Annotated in this window: 17 protein-coding genes; 8 read left to right on the forward strand and 9 right to left on the reverse strand. The window is 68.0% G+C overall.

Features of this window, described 5'->3' with window-relative positions:
* Positions 1-94 precede the first annotated feature (94 nt).
* A complete protein-coding gene (locus tag K4B79_RS18420; protein ID WP_232027822.1) occupies positions 95-1,312 on the reverse strand; it encodes an MFS transporter in 1,218 nt (405 codons plus the stop codon).
* A gap of 127 nt (positions 1,313-1,439) precedes the next feature.
* Between K4B79_RS18420 and K4B79_RS18425 the strand changes: the two genes are divergently transcribed.
* On the forward strand, positions 1,440-1,892 hold the full coding sequence (locus K4B79_RS18425) for a GNAT family N-acetyltransferase (RefSeq protein ID WP_232027823.1): 453 nt from the start codon (positions 1,440-1,442) through the stop codon (positions 1,890-1,892).
* A gap of 81 nt (positions 1,893-1,973) precedes the next feature.
* Here the strand turns inward: K4B79_RS18425 and K4B79_RS18430 are convergent, their stop codons facing one another.
* Both K4B79_RS18430 and dnaB read right to left on the reverse strand, forming a co-directional pair.
* Positions 1,974-3,359, reverse strand: coding sequence for a serine hydrolase domain-containing protein (locus K4B79_RS18430; protein ID WP_232027825.1), 1,386 nt, complete (start codon positions 3,357-3,359; stop codon positions 1,974-1,976).
* A 74-nt stretch (positions 3,360-3,433) separates the two neighbouring features.
* A complete protein-coding gene (dnaB, locus tag K4B79_RS18435; protein WP_232027827.1) occupies positions 3,434-4,912 on the reverse strand; it encodes a replicative DNA helicase in 1,479 nt (492 codons plus the stop codon).
* Between the two features lie 460 nt (positions 4,913-5,372).
* Here dnaB and K4B79_RS18440 point away from each other — a divergent pair, with 460 nt between their 5' ends.
* Positions 5,373-6,710: an MATE family efflux transporter gene (locus K4B79_RS18440; protein ID WP_232027828.1), complete on the forward strand. Its 1,338-nt coding sequence runs from the start codon at positions 5,373-5,375 to the stop codon at positions 6,708-6,710.
* 136 nt (positions 6,711-6,846) lie between these two features.
* On the opposite strand, the gene rplI is transcribed toward K4B79_RS18440, so the two are convergent.
* From rplI to rpsF, 4 genes are all read right to left on the reverse strand, one after another.
* Positions 6,847-7,293 (reverse strand): 50S ribosomal protein L9, encoded by a 447-nt coding sequence (gene rplI / locus K4B79_RS18445; RefSeq protein WP_057609128.1) that lies wholly within the window; start codon positions 7,291-7,293, stop codon positions 6,847-6,849.
* Between the two features lie 18 nt (positions 7,294-7,311).
* Positions 7,312-7,548: a 30S ribosomal protein S18 gene (gene rpsR, locus K4B79_RS18450; protein WP_003949403.1), complete on the reverse strand. Its 237-nt coding sequence runs from the start codon at positions 7,546-7,548 to the stop codon at positions 7,312-7,314.
* A 59-nt stretch (positions 7,549-7,607) separates the two neighbouring features.
* Positions 7,608-8,210 carry a single-stranded DNA-binding protein gene (locus tag K4B79_RS18455; RefSeq protein ID WP_232027829.1) on the reverse strand — a complete coding sequence of 201 codons (603 nt, stop codon included), beginning with the start codon at positions 8,208-8,210 and terminating at the stop codon, positions 7,608-7,610.
* Between the two features lie 78 nt (positions 8,211-8,288).
* Positions 8,289-8,579, reverse strand: a complete 291-nt coding sequence (rpsF, locus tag K4B79_RS18460) for a 30S ribosomal protein S6 (RefSeq protein WP_017240415.1) — start codon at positions 8,577-8,579, stop codon at positions 8,289-8,291.
* Positions 8,580-8,855: 276 nt separating this feature from the next.
* Between rpsF and K4B79_RS18465 the strand changes: the two genes are divergently transcribed.
* The 3 genes from K4B79_RS18465 (at position 8,856) to K4B79_RS18475 (ending at position 11,575) form a co-directional block, all read left to right on the forward strand.
* On the forward strand, positions 8,856-9,167 hold the full coding sequence (locus K4B79_RS18465; protein WP_232027830.1) for a hypothetical protein: 312 nt from the start codon (positions 8,856-8,858) through the stop codon (positions 9,165-9,167).
* A 180-nt stretch (positions 9,168-9,347) separates the two neighbouring features.
* The gene (gene femX / locus K4B79_RS18470) at positions 9,348-10,469 is read left to right on the forward strand and encodes a peptidoglycan bridge formation glycyltransferase FemX (protein ID WP_232027831.1); all 1,122 of its coding nucleotides are present in this window, start codon (positions 9,348-9,350) and stop codon (positions 10,467-10,469) included.
* Between the two features lie 74 nt (positions 10,470-10,543).
* Positions 10,544-11,575, forward strand: coding sequence for an alanine racemase (locus tag K4B79_RS18475; RefSeq protein WP_232027832.1), 1,032 nt, complete (start codon positions 10,544-10,546; stop codon positions 11,573-11,575).
* A 103-nt stretch (positions 11,576-11,678) separates the two neighbouring features.
* On the opposite strand, the gene K4B79_RS18480 is transcribed toward K4B79_RS18475, so the two are convergent.
* Positions 11,679-13,178: a glycosyltransferase family 87 protein gene (locus K4B79_RS18480; RefSeq protein ID WP_232027833.1), complete on the reverse strand. Its 1,500-nt coding sequence runs from the start codon at positions 13,176-13,178 to the stop codon at positions 11,679-11,681.
* Between the two features lie 290 nt (positions 13,179-13,468).
* Between K4B79_RS18480 and K4B79_RS18485 the strand changes: the two genes are divergently transcribed.
* Complete coding sequence (locus tag K4B79_RS18485) at positions 13,469-13,921, forward strand: DUF2690 domain-containing protein (protein ID WP_232027835.1); 453 nt, start codon at positions 13,469-13,471, stop codon at positions 13,919-13,921.
* A 93-nt stretch (positions 13,922-14,014) separates the two neighbouring features.
* On the opposite strand, the gene K4B79_RS18490 is transcribed toward K4B79_RS18485, so the two are convergent.
* On the reverse strand, positions 14,015-16,687 hold the full coding sequence (locus K4B79_RS18490; RefSeq protein ID WP_232027837.1) for a transglycosylase domain-containing protein: 2,673 nt from the start codon (positions 16,685-16,687) through the stop codon (positions 14,015-14,017).
* Positions 16,688-17,040: 353 nt separating this feature from the next.
* Between K4B79_RS18490 and K4B79_RS18495 the strand changes: the two genes are divergently transcribed.
* Positions 17,041-17,724 (forward strand): PadR family transcriptional regulator, encoded by a 684-nt coding sequence (locus K4B79_RS18495; protein ID WP_232027839.1) that lies wholly within the window; start codon positions 17,041-17,043, stop codon positions 17,722-17,724.
* Between the two features lie 44 nt (positions 17,725-17,768).
* Positions 17,769-18,851 carry an inositol-3-phosphate synthase gene (locus K4B79_RS18500; protein ID WP_232027841.1) on the forward strand — a complete coding sequence of 361 codons (1,083 nt, stop codon included), beginning with the start codon at positions 17,769-17,771 and terminating at the stop codon, positions 18,849-18,851.
* Positions 18,852-18,894: the final 43 nt, after the last annotated feature.

The following is an 18,894-nucleotide window of genomic DNA, read 5'->3' on the forward strand; positions in this document are numbered from 1 at the left end:
GAGACGGCGACGCCGGTCCCCGGGGCTTCCGGGGACCGGCGATTCCTGGAACCGGCGCTTGGTGTCGTACGACCAGCGCGTTCCTGTTGCCGACTCAGTGCCGGACGGTCGCGGTCCGCTGCTCGGCCGCGGTCGGCACCGACTGGGCGACCACCGCGCCGGAGACGCGGTCCCGGCGCTCCAGGGCAGCCGAGAGGACGGCGAGGAGCAGGGCGGCGCCGGCGAGGGCGGCACCGACCCAGTTGGGGGCCGTGTAGCCGAGTCCGGCCGAGATGACGAGGCCGCCGAGCCAGGCGGAGAGCGCGTTGCCGAGGTTGAAGGCGCCGATGTTCACGGCCGAGGCCAGCGTCGGGGCGCCGTGCGCCTGGTCCAGGACCCGCTTCTGGAGCGGCGGGACCGTGGCGAACCCCAGGGCACCGATCAGCGTGATCGTGACGGCCGCCAGGACCTTGTGGTGGGCGGTGAGCGTGAAGAGGGCGAGCACGACGGCCAGGGCGCCCAGGGAGGCGTAGAGCAGGGGCATGAGGGCGCGGTCGGCGTACCGTCCACCGACGAGGTTGCCTCCGACCATGCCGAGGCCGAAGAGCACCAGCAGCCAGGTGACCGTCCCGTCGGCGAAGCCCGCGACGTGGGTCATCATCGGCGCGATGTAGGTGATGGCCGCGAAGACACCGCCGAAGCCGAGGACGGTCATCGCCATCGCCAGCAGCACCTGCGCGTTCTTGAAGGCGGCCAGTTCGTGACGCAGGCGGACGCCTTCGGCCCGGGGCACCTCGGGGACGAGCCTGGCGATGCCCAGCAGCCCGACGACGCCCAGGGCCGCGACGATCCCGAAGGTGACGCGCCAGCCGACGGACTGCCCGACGTGGGTGCCCAGTGGTACGCCGACGACGTTGGCGACGGTCAGACCGGTGAACATCATCGCGATGGCGCCGGCCTTCTTGTCGGGGGCGACGAGCTCGGCCGCGACGACTGATCCGATGCCGAAGAAGGCGCCATGGGCGAGCGAGGCGACGACCCGGCCGATCAGCATGACGGCGAAGGTCGGCGCGAGCGCCGACAGCAGATTGCCGGCGACGAACAGGCCCATGAGCAGCATGAGCATCCGCTTGCGGGGGATCTTGGTGCCGAGCACGGTCATCAGCGGAGCGCCGAGGACGACCCCGAGTGCGTAGCCGGTCACGAGGAAGCCCGCGGTGGGAATGGACACCCCGAAGTCGCCCGCGACCTCGGGCAGCAGGCCCATGATCACGAACTCGGTCGTTCCGATTCCGAAGGCCCCGATCGCCAGGGCCAGAAGCGCGAGCGGCATGGGGGTGGACACCTTCCAGACGATTGCAGGAGCGCTTTGAACACTCACACAATAATTGCAGACGCTCTATATATGCAAACGCCGACTATCGGCCTGCGTCACACCGGCTACCCCATAGAGTTCGACCATGGGAGATCTCGACATACGCCCCGCCACGACGGACGACGTCTCCGCGATCGTCGCGCTGCTCGCCGACGACCCCCTGGGCGCCCAGCGGGAGTCGCCGGACAACCTGACCCCGTACCTGGCCGCCCTGGAGCGGCTGACGTCCGATCCGAACCAGCACCTGGTCGTCGCCGTGCGCGAGGGCCGGATCGTCGGCACGCTCCAGCTCACGGTCATCCCGGGACTGTCCCGGCGCGGGGCCACCCGGTCGGTCGTCGAAGGCGTCCGCGTCCATGCCGACGAGCGCGGCAGCGGCCTGGGAACCCGGCTCATGGAGTGGGCGATCGACGAGTCCCGCCGCCAGGACTGCCGGCTGGTGCAACTCACCTCGGACAACACCCGCACCGACGCCCACCGCTTCTACGAGCGGCTCGGCTTCACGGCCTCCCATGTGGGCTTCAAGCTCCAGCTGTGACACGTCGGAACTGCAGGACGCCGCGCAGGACGAGGGGCCGCTGTTTCACGTGAAACAGCGGCCCCTCCCACGCGAGCACGGCTAGCCGATGCCACGCCACCCCTCGGGATCCACCCCACCCGGCACGGAAGCCCCGTCGTCGTACGGCTGACGCGTGAAAACGAAGGACCCGAGGTCCAGATGGCTCACCGACCCGTCCGGCCGCCGTACGGCCTTCAGGAGCTCTCCGGCGTAGTACCCCTCAAGGCCGGTCCAGGTGCCGTCGCCGTTCGCCCGGAACCGTGAGCGGCGCCCCTTGCCGGAGAGGGGTTCCAGGCTGACGAGACCGTCGGCCGTGAACCGCAGGCCGAACGGGTGCGTCCCCCAGTACCACTGGCCCGCCAACTCCACCACGGACGCGTCGACTTCGGGCAGCGGGCGCCAGGGTTCGGGGATCCGCGGCTCGGCCTCGGCCACGATCCCGACGAGATCGGCGGCCACGGTGGCCACCAGCGGACCCGAGGTGCAGTTGGCCAGCACGACGGCCGCGACGTCGTCCGCGATGCTGAGGGTGAGGCCGGCCAGGAAGCCGGGCAGGGAGCCCGAGTGTCCGACCAGGGCCCGCCCGTCCTGGTGCCGGATCTCCAGCCCCAGACCGTAGGCGTACCCGGCCGACAGATCAGCCGTCGCGGACGGTGCCGTCGGCGTTCTCATCTCCCGCAGCGACTCGGCACCCAGGACCCGGTCGTCCCCCTTCGCCAGGAAGGCGGCGAAGCGCGCCAAGTCACCGGTGGTGGACCAGAGTTGACCGGCCGGCGCCATCCGGCCCAGATCCTCGACCGGTTCCGGCAGCAGGGCGTCCGCCCAGGGGTGCACCGCCCAGCCGCCCGCGTGCGGTGCCTGCGGTCGGGTGGTGGTGCGGTCGAGGCCCAGCGGTTCGAGCACCTCGCCGCGCAGCACCTCCTCCCACGGGGCCCCGCGCAGCTTCTCGACGAGCGCGCCCAGCAGGGTGTATCCGGGGTTGGAGTAGTGGAAGCGCCGACCGGCCGGATGCAGGAAGGGCTGCTCCCCCAGGACGTCCGCGAGGTCCGGGCGCAGGGATCCGGGAGTGCGTTCCCACCACGGCGCGGGCGACTCGGCGGCCAGCCCGCTGGTGTGGGCGAGCAGCTCGGCGACGGTCGCCTCCCCCGCACCGGTGCCCGGGACGTGCTTCTCCAGCGGGTCGCCGAGGTCGAGCACGCCCTCGTCACGCAGTCGCAGGACCAGAACGGCGGTGAAGGCCTTGGTGATCGAGCCGATCCGGTACTGCACGTTCTCGTCCGGCCCGTGTCCGTCCACCGATGTCCGCGACCCGTGCCACACCGCTCGTCCGCCCCGCACCACCGCCGCGACCAGTGACGGGGCGCGCCCCTCGGCCTGGGCCACGGCGATCCGGTGCAGCAACGCCCGCCGTGTGCCGGGGAGCAGCTCTTCCTGAGGTGTCGTCATGGCCCCAGTCCACCCCGCGGGGCAACCGGGCGTCGAGCTCATTTGCCCCGCGCTGGGTCCGTCCCGGCGGTGGATCAGGTCTGCGCCATGTCCACGAAGCGCGAGTAGTGACCCTGGAAGGCGACCGTGATGGTGGCCGTGGGGCCGTTACGGTGCTTGCCCACGATGATGTCCGCCTCGCCCGCGCGCGGCGACTCCTTCTCGTAGGCGTCCTCGCGGTGCAGCAGGATGACCATGTCGGCGTCCTGCTCGATGGAGCCGGACTCACGCAGGTCGGACACCATCGGCTTCTTGTCGGTGCGCTGCTCGGGGCCACGGTTGAGCTGGGAGAGCGCGATCACCGGCACCTCCAGCTCCTTGGCCAGGAGCTTGAGGTTACGGGACATGTCCGAGACCTCCTGCTGACGGCTCTCGGAGCGCTTGGAGCCACCGGCCTGCATCAGCTGGAGGTAGTCGATGATCACGAGCTTGATGTCGTTGCGCTGCTTCAGCCGCCGGCACTTGGCCCGGATCTCCATCATCGACAGGTTCGGGGAGTCGTCGATGTAGAGCGGGGCGGCCGAGACCTCGGGCATCCGGCGGGCCAGGCGGGTCCAGTCCTCGTCCGTCATGGTGCCGGACCGCATGTGGTGCAGGGCCACGCGCGCCTCGGCGGACAGCAGACGCATCGCGATCTCGTTGCGTCCCATTTCGAGGGAGAAGATGACGCTGGGCAGGTTGTGCTTGATGGACGCGGCGCGCGCGAAGTCCAGCGCGAGCGTCGACTTGCCCATGGCGGGTCGGGCCGCGATGACGATCATCTGGCCGGGGTGCAGACCGTTGGTCAACGAATCGAGGTCCGTGAAGCCGGTGGGCACACCGGTCATCTCGCCGCTGCGCGAGCCGATCGCCTCGATCTCGTCGAGGGCGCCTTCCATGATGTCGCCGAGCGGCAGATAGTCCTCGCTGGTGCGCTGCTCGGTGACGGCGTAGATCTCGGCCTGGGCCCGGTTGACGATCTCGTCGACGTCGTCGTCGGCCGCATATCCCATTTGCGTGATGCGGGTGCCGGCTTCGACCAGGCGGCGCAGGACCGCGCGCTCGTGCACGATCTCCGCGTAGTACTCGGCGTTGGCCGCCGTCGGCACCGTCTGGACAAGGGTGTGCAGATACGATGCGCCGCCGACCTTGTTGATCTCGCCGCGCTTGGTGAGCTCGGCGGCGATCGTGATGGGGTCGGCCGGCTCGCCCTTGGCATAGACGTCGAGGATCGCCTGGAAGATCGTCTCGTGCGCGGGCTTGTAGAAGTCGTGGCTCTTGATGACCTCGACGACGTCGGCGATGGCGTCCTTGGACAGGAGCATGCCGCCGAGGACGGACTGTTCGGCATCGAGGTCCTGCGGCGGTACGCGCTCGAACGCCGTCCCCCCGCCGTCCCACTCACCGGTGTCCCGGCCGCGATCGTGCTGTTCGTCGCGGCCCCGTCCTCCGGCGCCGCGGCCGCGGGAGGCGGGCAGACGATCACTGGGACCGCTGTCGGCCCACGGGTCGTCCAAGGGCTCGGAAATGCTCACCGAGCCACCTCCTCCCGTCCGCCGAGCGGACCTAGCCGTGCCACTCTTTTCTACGGCACGGCACTGACAAATGAGATGCCCAACTCCGTTTCTGGCGCGTCGGTTTTGTGATGGTTTCCAGACCGACGAAACGGAGCGGGCGCCGGACCACCGTAGGCCCGCGGGCACCGTCAGCCAATCTGGTTATCCACAGGCCATGTGGACGACGGCCCGGATGCTGTGGAGAACTCCACAAAACCTGTGCACGACACGGTGGACAGGCCTGTGAACAAGCTCGGCGCGGCACTGCTGCACCTACCCTGAGCTGCCCTTTTCCCGTCCACCGGCTGTGCAGAAGAAAAACTTCCCCAGTCGGACCAAGATCAGTTCGAACTGTACACAGGAGTGGACGACACCAGAGGAGCAGTAAGGGTCAGTATCGGATTGCATCTCTTACCTGTGGACGATTAGATTAGTGCTCATGACACAGGCTCCCGCGACTCCCAGGGCCGTCCGGCGACAGCACGATCGGGAGATCGTCGCGCTGGCCGTTCCGGCCTTCGGCGCACTCGTCGCCGAGCCCCTCTTCGTCATGGCCGACAGCGCGATCGTGGGCCATCTCGGCACCGCGCAACTCGCCGGACTCGGCATCGCCTCGGCCCTCCTCACGACGGCCGTCAGCATCTTCGTCTTCCTTGCCTATGCCACCACGGCCGCCGTTTCCCGACGGGTCGGCGCCGGCGATCTCCAGGCCGCCATCCGCCAGGGCATGGACGGCATCTGGCTGGCCCTGCTGCTCGGCGCCGGCGTCATCGCCATCGTGCTGCCCACGGCACCGTCCCTCGTGGAACTCTTCGGTGCCTCCGGCACCGCGGCCCCTTACGCGACGACCTACCTTCGCATCTCGTCCCTGGGCATCCCGGCCATGCTCGTCGTCCTCGCCGCGACCGGAGTGCTGCGCGGCCTCCAGAACACGAGGACGCCGCTGTATGTCGCCCTCGCCGGCTTCATCGCCAACGCGGTCCTCAACGTCGGCCTCGTCTACGGTGCCGACCTGGGGATCGCGGGCTCCGCCTGGGGCACCGTCATCGCCCAGTGGGGCATGGCCGTCGTCTATCTCGTGGTGGTGGTCCGCGGCGCCCGTCGACACGGAGCCTCGCTGCGCCCCGACGCGGCCGGCATCCGGGCCTCCGCACAAGCCGGCGTCCCCCTGCTGGTGCGCACCCTCTCGCTCCGGGCGATCCTGATGATCGCCACGGCCGTCGCGGCACGGCTCGGCGACGCCGACATCGCGGCGCACCAGATCATCCTGTCCCTGTGGAGTCTGCTCGCCTTCGCCCTCGATGCCATCGCCATCGCCGGACAGGCCATCATCGGGCGGTACTTGGGAGCCGGCGATGCCGCGGGCGCCCGCCAGGCATGCCGTCGCATGGTGGAGTGGGGTATCGCGGTCGGGGTCGTCCTCGGCGTCCTGGTCGTGATCTCCCGCCCTCTGCTGCTGCCCCTGTTCACCAGTGACTCCGTGGTCAAGGACGCCGCCCTGCCCGCTCTCGTGATCGTGGCCCTCTCCCAGCCGATCTCCGGAGTCGTCTTCACCCTGGACGGAGTTCTCATGGGCGCCGGAGACGGCCCCTATCTGGCGTGGGCGATGATCCTCACCCTGGTGGTCTTCACTCCGGTCGCCCTGCTGATCCCGACGCTGGGCGGTGGGCTGACGGCTGTCTGGACGGCCATGACGCTGATGATGACGGTGCGGATGCTGACGCTCTGGCCACGGACACGCTCGGGCCGCTGGCTCGTCACGGGTGCGACGCGCTGACCGTTTCACGTGAAACATCGTGGGCCGTCACGTTTCACGTGAAACACCACGTGCCGCGATACCTCTCAGGCATGGAAGAGGGGCCGCACCCTCATGGGTGCGGCCCCTCTCACAACTGCTCGAACCGAGCGCAGCGTCAGGCCGCGACGACCTCGATGCTGACCTTGGCGGCAACCTCGGGGTGCAGACGCACGGACGTCTCGTGGGCGCCCAGGGTCTTGATGGGCGAGCCCAGCTCGATGCGGCGCTTGTCGACCTCGGGGCCACCGGAAGCCTTGATCGCGGAAGCGACGTCGGCGGGGGTGACGGAACCGAAGAGACGACCGGCGTCGCCGGAGCGGACGGCCAGGCGGACCTTGACACCCTCGAGCTGGGCCTTCACAGCGTTGGCCTGCTCGATGGTCTGGATCTCGTGGATCTTGCGAGCACGACGGATCTGCTCGACGTCCTTCTCGCCACCCTTGGTCCAACGGATCGCGAAGTTCCGCGGGATCAGGTAGTTGCGAGCGTAACCGTCCTTGACGTCGACGACGTCGCCCGCGGCACCGAGGCCGGAGACCTCGTGGGTGAGGATGATCTTCATGAGTCGGTCACCCTTCCCTTATCGCGCGGTGGACGTGTAGGGCAGCAGCGCCATCTCACGGCTGTTCTTGACGGCCGTGGCGACGTCACGCTGGTGCTGCGTGCAGTTGCCGGTCACGCGGCGGGCACGGATCTTGCCGCGGTCGGAAATGAACTTCCGCAGCATGTTCGTGTCCTTGTAGTCCACGTACGTGACCTTGTCCTTGCAGAAAGCGCAGACCTTCTTCTTCGGCTTGCGCACAGGCGGCTTCGCCATGGTGTATCTCCTGTGTGATCAAGAAGTGTGGGTACGCCCCCCACCCTCGGCCCGAAGGCCTAGAAGGGGGGCTCGTCCGAGTAGCCGCCGCCCTGCTGGCCGCCGCCGGAGTTTCCACCCCAGCCGCCGCCACCGCCGCCGCCCTGCTGGCCACCGGCGGGAGCGCCGGTCGCCCACGGGTCGTCGGCGGGAGCGCCGCCGCCCTGCTGGCCGCCACCGGAGCCACCGCCCCAGCCGCCGCCACCCTGGCCGCCACCGCCACCGCTGTAACCACCCTGGCCCCCGCGCCCGGCACCACCGGCGGTCTTGGTGACCTTGGCCGTGGCACTGCGCAGGCTGGCGCCGACTTCCTCGACGTCCAGTTCGTAGACCGTGCGCTTGACGCCCTCACGGTCCTCGTAGGACCGCTGCTTCAGCCGGCCCTGCACGATGACGCGCATGCCTCGCTGGAGCGACTCGGCGACGTTCTCCGCCGCCTGACGCCAGACCGAGCAGGTCAGGAACAGGCTTTCGCCGTCCTTCCACTCGTTGGTCTGACGGTCGAAGGTGCGGGGGGTGGACGCGACACGGAACTTCGCGACCGCCGCACCGGACGGGGTGAAGCGCAGCTCGGGGTCATCGACAAGATTGCCGACGACCGTGATGACGGTCTCGCCTGCCATGGGGGAACCTCTCGGCGGGTTTGCTCTGGCTGCTTGGTTGCTGCTACTCGAATCCCGAGATCAGCTGAGCGGAGGAGCTCAGTGGGTCTCGGGGCGGAGGACCTTGGTCCGGAGGACCGACTCGTTCAGGTTCATCTGGCGGTCGAGCTCCTTGACGACCGCAGGCTCGGCCTGCAGGTCGATGACCGAGTAGATGCCCTCAGGCTTCTTCTTGATCTCGTACGAGAGACGACGACGGCCCCAGGTGTCGACCTTCTCGACCTTTCCGTTGGCCTCACGGACAACGGAGAGGAAGTTCTCGATCAGGGGGGCGACGGCGCGCTCCTCCAGATCGGGGTCGAGGATGACCATCACCTCGTAGTGACGCATGTGGAACCCACCTCCTTTGGACTCAGCGGCCACGGTCGTTCCGTGGCAGGAGGGTTGTGATGCGTACGCAACAGTGTCCACCAGTAAATCAGCCGCCACTGACAACCGGGGTTCCTCGGGGGATTCCCGGGTCGTGACGTGGGCAGACACCGGTGCAGACGGTACAGAGTACCCGCACAGCGGCTTCCGGTTGAAATCAGGCCCCGGAGGCCGTCAATCTGTACACATCGGGTGTGTATGGCGCTACGATGCGCCGCCTTTCGCAGGAGGTGCCCCATGGCACAGGCATTGCGACCCAACACCGTCGGAGGGCTGTTCGCCACGGACGGCAAGCCCCACCCGCTCCAGGACACGCTGCTCGCGGTGACCCTGGTGCTGGGCATCACGTCGTTCGTCACGGCGATGTTCCACGACCTGCACCTGCTGAGCTCCTGGACCGGTCTGGTGGGGATCCTCACCGGCGCGTACGGGCAGTGGATCTCGGAGACGACCCGCGAGCGCTTCGGGCTGATCCTCGGCCTCGGCGCGTCGGGAATCGGCTTCTTCCTCGGCATGGCGCACGGCGGGCTCTTCGGCGGGGTCTTCTGACGCCTGGGACACCCTTCCCGCAATCCCTCATATCGGACCACGGAACGTCTCGGCGGCCACCAGGGCCGGGGCGAAGGTTCCATACGCCCAGTCGGGGCGCTCGCCAGGCGCAGTAGGCTTCGGCGCGAGAGCCGGAGCCCCTGTACCCATGGGGACACACCAGCCCGAGGAGCGCCCCGAATGAGCCTGACCCTGAGGACGATCAGCCGCGAGCAGCATCTGGCGTACATCCAGAGCCTGCCGTCGGCGAGCCACATGCAGGTTCCGGCCTGGGCAGACGTCAAGGCGGAGTGGCGTTCGGAGAGCCTCGGGTGGTTCGACGACAAGACCGGTGAGCTGGTCGGCGCGGGCATGGTCCTCTACCGACAGCTCCCCAAGATCAAGCGCTACCTCGCCTATCTGCCCGAGGGCCCGGTCATCAACTGGTTCGCGCCGAATCTGACCGAGTGGCTGGAACCGATGCTCGCCCACCTCAAGCACCAGGGCGCGTTCTCCGTGAAGATGGGCCCGCCGGTCATCATCCGGCGCTGGGAGGCCACCTCCATCAAGGCCGGCATCCAGAACCCGGACGTGAAGCGACTGCGCGACATCGAGGCCGACTTCATCGAACCGCGCGCCTTCGAGGTCGCCGACAAGCTGCGCCGTATGGGCTGGCAGCAGGGCGAGGACGGGGGCGCCGGATTCGGCGACGTCCAGCCCCGCTACGTCTACCAGGTGCCGCTGGCGAACCGGTCCCTGGAAGAGGTCCACAAGAACTTCAACCAGCTCTGGCGCCGCAACATCAAGAAGGCCGAGAAGGCGGGCGTCGAGGTCGTCCAGGGCGGCTACCAGGACCTGGAGGAGTGGCAGCGGCTGTACGAGATCACGGCCGTGCGCGACCACTTCCGGCCCCGCCCGCTGTCGTACTTCCAGCGCATGTGGACGGCCCTCAACACCGAGGACCCCAACCGCATGCGGCTGTACTTCGCGCGGCACAACGGCGTGAACCTGTCCGCGGCGACGATGCTGATCGTCGGCGGGCACGTCTGGTACTCCTACGGCGCCTCCGACAACATCGGCCGCGAGGTCCGGCCCTCGAACGCGATGCAGTGGCGGATGCTGCGCGACGCCTACGCGCTCGGCGCGACCGTCTACGACCTGCGCGGCATCTCGGACTCGCTGGACGAGACGGACCACCTCTTCGGTCTGATCCAGTTCAAGGTGGGCACCGGCGGCCAGGCCGCCGAGTACCTGGGTGAGTGGGACTTCCCGCTCAACAAGCTGCTCCACAAGGCGCTCGACATCTACATGTCGCGCCGCTGACGTCGCGTTCTTCGCTTCAATAGCTCCCATACCTCTGATACACCGCAGCGACCAGAAAGGTTCCAGGTCCGGCCATGGCGCTCACGCTCTACGTCGACACCGCGCGCTGGCGGGCGCACCACAAGCACGTGCAGGAGCAGTTCCCGGGCCTGGTGCCGGTCTGCAAGGGCAACGGCTACGGCTTCGGACACGAGCGGCTCGCGGAGGAGGCCACCCGGCTGGGCTCGGACGTCCTCGCCGTCGGCACGACGTACGAGGCCGCCCGGATCAAGGACTGGTTCGGCGGCGACCTGCTGGTGCTGACGCCGTACCGCCGCGGCGAGGAGCCCGTCCCGCTGCCCGACCGGGTCATCCGTTCGGTGTCGTCGATCGACGGGGTGTACGGCCTGGTGGGCGCCCGGGTGGTCATCGAGGTGATGTCATCGATGAAGCGGCACGGCATCAGTGAGCAGGACCTGCCGCAGCTGCACGCCGCCATAGAGAACGTGCGCCTGGAGGGTTTCGCGATCCACCTGCCGCTGGACCGTACCGACGGCTCGGACGCCGTCGAGGAGGTCATCGGCTGGATGGACCGGCTGCGCGCGGCCCGGCTGCCGCTGCACACGATGTTCGTCAGCCACCTCAAGGCCGACGAACTCGCCCGTCTCCAGCAGCAGTTCCCGCAGACCCGCTTCCGCGCCCGCATCGGCACCCGGCTGTGGCTGGGCGACCACGACGCCACGGAGTACCGCGGCGCGGTCCTGGACGTCACCCGCGTCTCCAAGGGAGACCGCTTCGGCTACCGGCAGCAGAAGGCGGCCTCCGACGGCTACCTGGTCGTCGTGGCGGGCGGTACGTCGCACGGGGTGGGCCTGGAGGCCCCCAAGGCCCTGCACGGCGTCATGCCGCGCGCCAAGGGCGTCGCCCGCGCCGGCCTGGCCACGGTCAACCGGAACCTTTCTCCGTTCGTCTGGGGCGGCAAGCAGCGCTGGTTCGCCGAGCCGCCGCACATGCAGGTCTCGATCCTGTTCGTGCCGTCCGACGCCCCCGAGCCCAAGGTCGGCGAGGAGCTCGTGGCCCATCTGCGGCACACCACCACGCAGTTCGACCGCATCGTCGACCGCTGAGCTCCGTAGAGGCAGCAGCCGAGGGTCGTAGAAGCAGCCGAAAGGCCGTACACGGAAGGTTCCGTGTACGGCCTTTGTCGTACGACGCCCAGGGACCGTTCGCTCAGAGCGAACCGTCGGCGGTGTCCTGTTTGCCCCACTCGACCCGGGGGCTCTCGAAGTGGGCCGCGTGCCGCGGCGGGTGGGCGGCGGGGCCCAGGACGAAGACGTCCTCGGCGCCGTCGAGCACACCGCCCGAGGGGTCGTCGTCACCGGCCAGGCGCACCACGTCCCGCTCGGGCATGAGGATGTCGCGCACGATCACGGCGCACAGGTAGAGCGTGCCCAGCAGGTGCACGGCGATGGCCCAGTGGTAGCCGTCGGTCGGCAGTCCCTTGTGGGCGTTGCCGCTGGTCGTGTAGGCGAGGTACATCCAGATGCCCAGGAAGTACGCCACCTCGCACGCCTGCCAGATCAGGAAGTCCCGCCACTTCGGCCGGGCCAGAGCGGCCAGCGGCACCAGCCACAGGACGTACTGCGGCGAGTAGACCTTGTTGGTGAGGATGAACGCCGCGACGATCAGGAAGGCCAGCTGGGCGAAGCGCGGACGGCGCGGCGCGGCGAGCGTGAGCGCCGCGATGCCGCCGCAGCACAGCAGCACCAGCAGCGTGGCCATCGTGTTGACGGAGTCGGTGGTGGGCGGGTTGGTCGAGTTCTGGGCCCAGATCAGCCAGAACGAACCGAAGTCGACGCCGCGTTCCTGGCTGAACGTGTAGAACTTCGACCAGCCCTCGAAGGCGAAGAGCATCACCGGCAGGTTCACGACCAGCCAGGCGACCGCCGCGCCGGCCAGGGCGGTCCCGAACTCCCGCCACTTGCCCGCCCGCCAGCACAGCACCAGCAGCGGACCGAGCAGCAGGAAGGGATAGAGCTTGGCGGCCGTGGCCAGGCCCAGCAGGACGCCGAAGGCGAGGGCGCGGCCACGCGACCACATGAGCATCGCGGCGGCCGTCAGAGCGACCGCCAGCAGGTCCCAGTTGATGGTGGCGGTCAGCGCGGCGGCGGGCGCCAGGGCGACCAGCAGGCCGTCCCAGGGGCGCCGGGCGTGCGTACGGGTCACGCAGACGACGATGACGGCGGCGCACACCATCAGCATCCCGGCGTTGACCATCCAGTACCACTGTTCCTGGTCCTGGATGGTGCCGCTGCCGGGCGTGAGCCAGGAGGCGACCTCCATGAACACGCCAGTCAGCACCGGGTACTCGAGGTACTGCATGTCGCCGGGCAGCCGGTCGAAGTACGGCACCAGCCCGTCGGCGAAGCCGCGTCCCTGGTAGAGGTGCGGGATGTCCGAGTAGCACGCGTGCGTGTACTGCGAGCTGGCGCCGAAGAACCAGGCGCCGTTGTAGCAGGGCGCCTTCTGGACCAGGCCGAGGGCGAACATCCCGATCCCCACCAGCGCGATCACCCGCACGGGAGTCCACCAGGACGTCCCGATGAGGGCACGCCGTCCGAGCGGGCCACCGATCAACTCGCTGCCGGCCGCGGCCACCTTGTCGTCCCGGGTGGGCCGTACCGTATCCGGCTCCTGCACGCGCGCCGGCGTCGATTCTGCACTGGGCATGGAGACATCCTGCCGTACGCCGCCGTAGGTGCCCCCCTGTGCCGCCCGGACGGTGTCACCGGACCCGCGGTCGCGGTCGGTGCATTGGCCGGGGAATACCCGGACCCACACGCCGGGAATCCGCCACGCGTGGCGCGTTTACGCCAATCTTTCGTCCCCGTATACGCAGAAATATCGGCATTGAAAAATCTTGCTGGTGTCCAGCGCCGACACATAAAGTGAGCGTCGCGAACCGGAATGCAGAATTTACCCGGAATTCTTCGCTTTATGCGAAAAGGCAAGGGGGAACGATGAGGACATCGACAAAGGTCAAGGCCGCCGCCGTCGCCGGAGCGGCGATGACCGCCGTACTGATCCCGCTGGGCGGGACCTCGTACGCGGCCGGCTGCAACAGCACCGGGTGCGACAACAAGGGCCCCATGACCATGGACTGCAGCGACCAGTACACGACCACGGCGCGGACGGTGAACAACAACAACCGGATCGCCGAGCTGAGATGGTCGAGCACCTGTGACGCGGCCTGGGTCCGTGTGCACAACGAGTCGAGCAACCCGATCTACGGCGCGTCCGGGTACATCGAGAAGTACAACTCGTCCGGGACGCTCCTCAGGTCGCTCTCCGTCGACGTGCCGAGTTCCGGGAACGACTGGTCGAACATGCTGGGCGGAGCCTCGTACCAGTACCGGATCTGCATCAGGTTCCAGGGTGACGAATACCCCATGAAGTGCAGCACCAAGTTCTGATCCGTTCCGGATGACAAAAAATATCGGGGCCCGCCGTTCGGCGGGCCCCGATATTCGTCATCCCGGTGTCATGCCGGGCTCGTCACCCGGCGGTCATCCGAAGATGCCTCCGTTGTTGCCGTTCCCTCTGCTGCTGCCGTCCGTCTCCGTGGGTGTCGGCGTGGGCGTCACGCCTCCACCCCCGTCCGTGCCACCGGTGTCCGTACCGCCGGTGTCGGTGCACTGCCAGTCGAACTGGCAGGTCGGCGTGGGCGTGGGCGTCGGGGACGGCGCGGTCTCGCTGGGCGTCGGACTCGGCGTCGGGCTGGCCGACTCAGTCTCGCTCGGCGTCGGGGTCGGCGTGGGCGTCGGGGCGGCGTTGACGACCTCACCGATGGGCTCCGGCGTCGGGAAGTCCATCACCGGCGCGCCCTCGAGTGCCTGCTCCATGTAGTCGTGCCAGATCTCGGCCGGGAACGACGCACCGTGGATCTTCTCCTGGCCACCCGTTCCGTACATCTTCAGGAACTGGCGGTTCTTCTTGGTCTCGTCGTCGTCCATCCGGAACATGCTGATCGCGGTGGACAGCTGCGGGGTGTAGCCGACGAACCAGGCGGACTTGTTGCCGTCCGTGGTACCGGTCTTGCCCGCCACGTCACGGCCGGGCAGCTGGGCGTTGGTACCCGTACCGTCGTCGACCACGGTCTTGAGGACGTCCGTGACGTTGTCCGCGACATTCTTCTCGAACACCTGGGTGGGCGCGGACTTGTGGGTGTAGACCGTGCCGTCCTTGTCGTTGACCTTCTGCACGGAGAACGGCTCGTTCTTCTTGCCGCTGGCCGCGAAGGTGGCGTAGGCACCCGCCATACGGATCGCGCTGGGGTCGGAGATACCGATGGAGAAGGACGGGAAGTTGGTGCCGGCCAGGCTGTTCTCCTTGACGCCGGCGTCCATCGCCGCCTCCTTCACCTTGTCCAGCCCGACGTCCATGCCGAGCTGCACGAAGGCGGAGTTCACGGACTCCCGCATCGCCTCACGGAGGTCGATCCGGTAGTTCGGGGGAGAGCCGTAGGACTGCTTACCGTCGTTCTCCTGGAGCCACTCCTTGCCCTTCTCGTTCTTCCAGATCGTGCCGTCGTAGTTCTTGATCTTCAGGTTGTTCTTGCCGTTGAACAGGCTCTTCGGGGAGACCTTGGTGCGCTCGTCCTGAGCCTGGGTCGGCCCGAGGTCCGGGTCGCGCACGCCCCACTTCATCGCCGCCGCGAGCACGAAGGGCTTGAAGGTCGAACCGACCTGGGCACCGGTGGCGTCGGCGTTGTTGGTGAAGTGCTTGGTGGCGTCCTCACCGCCGTAGATGGCCTTGATGGCACCCGTCGCCGGATCCACCGAAGCCCCGCCGAACTGGACGTGGGTGTCCGTGTCCGGGCGTTCCTTGGGCTTGATGTTCGCCTTCTGGACCTTCTGTACGGCCGTCTCGAGCTCCTTGACCTTCTTCTTGTCGAAGGTCGTGTAGATCGAGTAGCCGCCCGTCTGGAGCTTGTCGGCGGGAACGATGTCGTTGTTGATCAGGTACGCCTTGGCGAGGTCGACGAGGTAGCCCGTCTGGCCGCTCAGAGCGTTGTTGCTGCGCGGGTTCTGCCACCGGGGAAGCGTCGTGTACTTGGCCCGCGTCGCGGGGTCCAGGTGCTTGTACTCGACCATCTTGTCGAGGGTGTCCTGCATCTGCGTCAATGCACGCCGCTGGTTGGCCTCGGGGGTGGCGCCCGGGTCGATCGAGGTCGAACCCGCCGGGTCGTAGTACGTGGCGCCCTTCAGCATCGCCGACAGGAAGGCGCACTCACCCTCGTTCAGGTCCTTGGCGTCCTTGTTGAAGTACGCCCGCGCGGCCGCCTGGATCCCGTAGGCCCCGCGACCGTAGTACGCGGAGTTCAGGTAGCCCTCCATGATCTTGTCCTTCGACACGGTGGAGCCCACCTTGATCGAGACGAAGATCTCCTTGAACTTCCGCGAGACGGTCTGGGACTGGTCGTCCAGCATCGCGTTCTTCACGTACTGCTGGGTGATGGTGGAGCCACCCTGCGTCTGGCCGCCCCTGGCCATGTTGAACACGGCACGGGCGATGCCCTTGGGGTCGATGCCGCTGTCGCTGTAGAAGGTCTTGTTCTCCTGCGAGATCACGGCGTACTGCATCGCCTTGGGGATCTGCGCGAGATTGACGTTCTGGCGGTTCGTCTCGCCGCCGGTCGCGACCATCTCCGTGTTGTCGGACCAGTAGAAGACGTTGTTCTGGGCCGACGCGGTCTTCGCGATGTCCGGCACGCCCACCATGGCGTACGCGATGCCCGCGACGGCCACCATGCTGCCGAAGAACCCGATGAACAGGCCCGTCACGAGCTTCCAGGACGGCACCCAGCGCGCCACGCCGTACTTGCCCGCGCGGGGATAGTCGATGATCCGCTTCTTGTCGGGGACGGGTCGCCCCCGGCCGCGGCCGGGCCCGGCGGGGGCACCGCGGCGGCCCCGGCCCGCGGGCTCGGCAGCTCTGCGCCGGCTTCCGCCGCTTCTCTGGGCCGCCCGGCGGGCCTCGGCCCGGCCGCCTTGCGGACGATCCTCGCCTCCCGGGTCGTAAGAGTCCGACGCATGGGAACTCAGCCCATAGTCGGAAGGAGATCCGGTGGCGCCTCGCGGTGCCGCGCGGCGGCCGGAGGACGAACCGGACTGGCCGCGTCGGGCCGCGGCACGTCCGCCTCCCTGCGGCTGCGGCGGTTTGCGACGGTGCTCGCTCATCGAACGACTACTCCTCGGGCAGGCGCACCCTTGCGCGCCTGGAAACGGCGGCTGGTTTCCGGTCCCCCCGAAGTACGGATGCGGTCGCTTCTGCATTCACCCGTACTGCACCAAGGACAGTGACGCCCCCCAGGCGTCACTTGGTTCCCGGTGGCGTACATGGCGCACAGCCTACGCACCGTCAAAACCTGCCTAGCCCCGAAGTTCACCCCAAATCAGGCAACTTGCTTCCGATGAATCGTTGATGTGATCCCGTTCACCGATCTCCCACTTGCCGCATACACAAGGCCGTTCTATCGTCCTGATGTATCGAGTCGATACATCGGAGCGACATAAGGCGAGGAGGCGAGCGTATGAGCCGGCGTTCCGGGATCCTCGAGTTCGCCGTCCTCGGCCTGCTTCGTGAGTCCCCGATGCACGGCTATGAGCTGCGCAAACGACTCAACACCTCGCTGGGCGTGTTCCGAGCCTTCAGCTACGGGACCCTGTACCCCTGCCTCAAGACGCTGGTCGCCAACGGCTGGTTGATCGAGGAGCCGGGGAACACCCCCGAGGACGCCCTCGCCGCACCACTCGCAGGGCGTCGCGCCAAGATCGTCTATCGGTTGACGGCGGAAGGTAAGGAGCACTTCGAGGAGCTCCTCTCGCAGACCGGTCCCGACGCCTACGAGGACGAGCACTTCGCCGCTCGGTTCGCCTTCTTCGGGCAGACCTCGCGCGATGTGCGCATGCGCGTCCTCGAAGGTCGGCGCAGCCGGCTGGAAGAACGCCTGGAGAAGATGAGCATCTCTCTGGCGCGAACCCGGGAGCGCCTCGACGACTACACGCTTGAGCTCCAGCGCCACGGGATGGAGTCCGTGGAGCGCGAAGTGCGCTGGCTGAACGAGCTCATCGAGAGCGAGCGGGCCGGACGGGACCTGAAGGGTTCCGCCTCAGGGGGGTCCGCTCAGCACGACACCACATCTGGAGCGTCGGGCGATCTGCCCCGTCCCGGGGACACCCCCGGGACGGATTCGCCGGACGACACCGCCACGTGAGAGCCCCGTCAGGGCCTCACTCGTACACACAGGGAGCAACCGGAATGGGTTCGGTTCGCGTAGCCATCGTCGGCGTGGGCAACTGCGCCGCGTCGCTGGTTCAGGGAGTCGAGTACTACAAGGACGCCGATCCGGCGTCCAGGGTCCCCGGTCTGATGCACGTCCAGTTCGGCGACTACCACGTCCGTGACGTCGAGTTCGTCGCCGCGTTCGACGTCGACGCCAAGAAGGTCGGCCTGGACCTCGCGGACGCCATCGGCGCCTCCGAGAACAACACCATCAAGATCTGCGACGTGCCGAACACCGGCGTCACGGTCCAGCGCGGCCACACCCTCGACGGTCTGGGCAAGTACTACCGCGAGACCATCGAGGAGTCCGCCGAGGCCCCGGTCGACGTCGTCCAGGTCCTCAAGGACAAGCAGGTCGACGTCCTGGTCTGCTACCTGCCGGTGGGTTCCGAGGCCGCGGCGAAGTTCTACGCCCAGTGCGCCATCGACGCGCGGGTCGCCTTCGTCAACGCCCTTCCGGTCTTCATCGCCGGGACCAAGGAGTGGGCGGACAAGTTCACCGAGGCGGGCGTCCCGATCGTCGGCGACGACATCAAGTCGCAGGTCGGCGCCACCATCACGCACCGCGTCATGGCGAAGCTGTTCGAGGACCGGGGCGTCGTCCTGGACCGCACGATGCAGCTGAACGTCGGCGGCAACATGGACTTCAAGAACATGCTCGAGCGTGAGCGCCTGGAGTCCAAGAAGATCTCCAAGACGCAGGCCGTCACCTCCCAGATCCGCGACCGTGACCTGGGTGCGGACAACGTCCACATCGGCCCGTCCGACTACGTCGCCTGGCTCGACGACCGCAAGTGGGCCTACGTCCGTCTGGAGGGCCGCGCCTTCGGTGATGTCCCGCTGAACCTGGAGTACAAGCTCGAGGTCTGGGACTCCCCGAACTCCGCCGGCGTCATCATCGACGCCCTGCGCGCCGCGAAGATCGCCAAGGACCGCGGCATCGGCGGCCCGATCCTGTCGGCGTCGAGCTACTTCATGAAGTCCCCGCCGGTGCAGTACTTCGACGACGAGGCCCGCGAGAACGTCGAGAAGTTCATCAACGGCGACGTCGAGCGCTGACCGGCACAGCGAACCACGCACTGAAAAACGCTCCTGCCAGGGC

The sequence above is a fragment of the Streptomyces lincolnensis genome (genome assembly GCF_021173675.1).
Lineage (GTDB): Bacteria > Actinomycetota > Actinomycetes > Streptomycetales > Streptomycetaceae > Streptomyces > Streptomyces lincolnensis_B.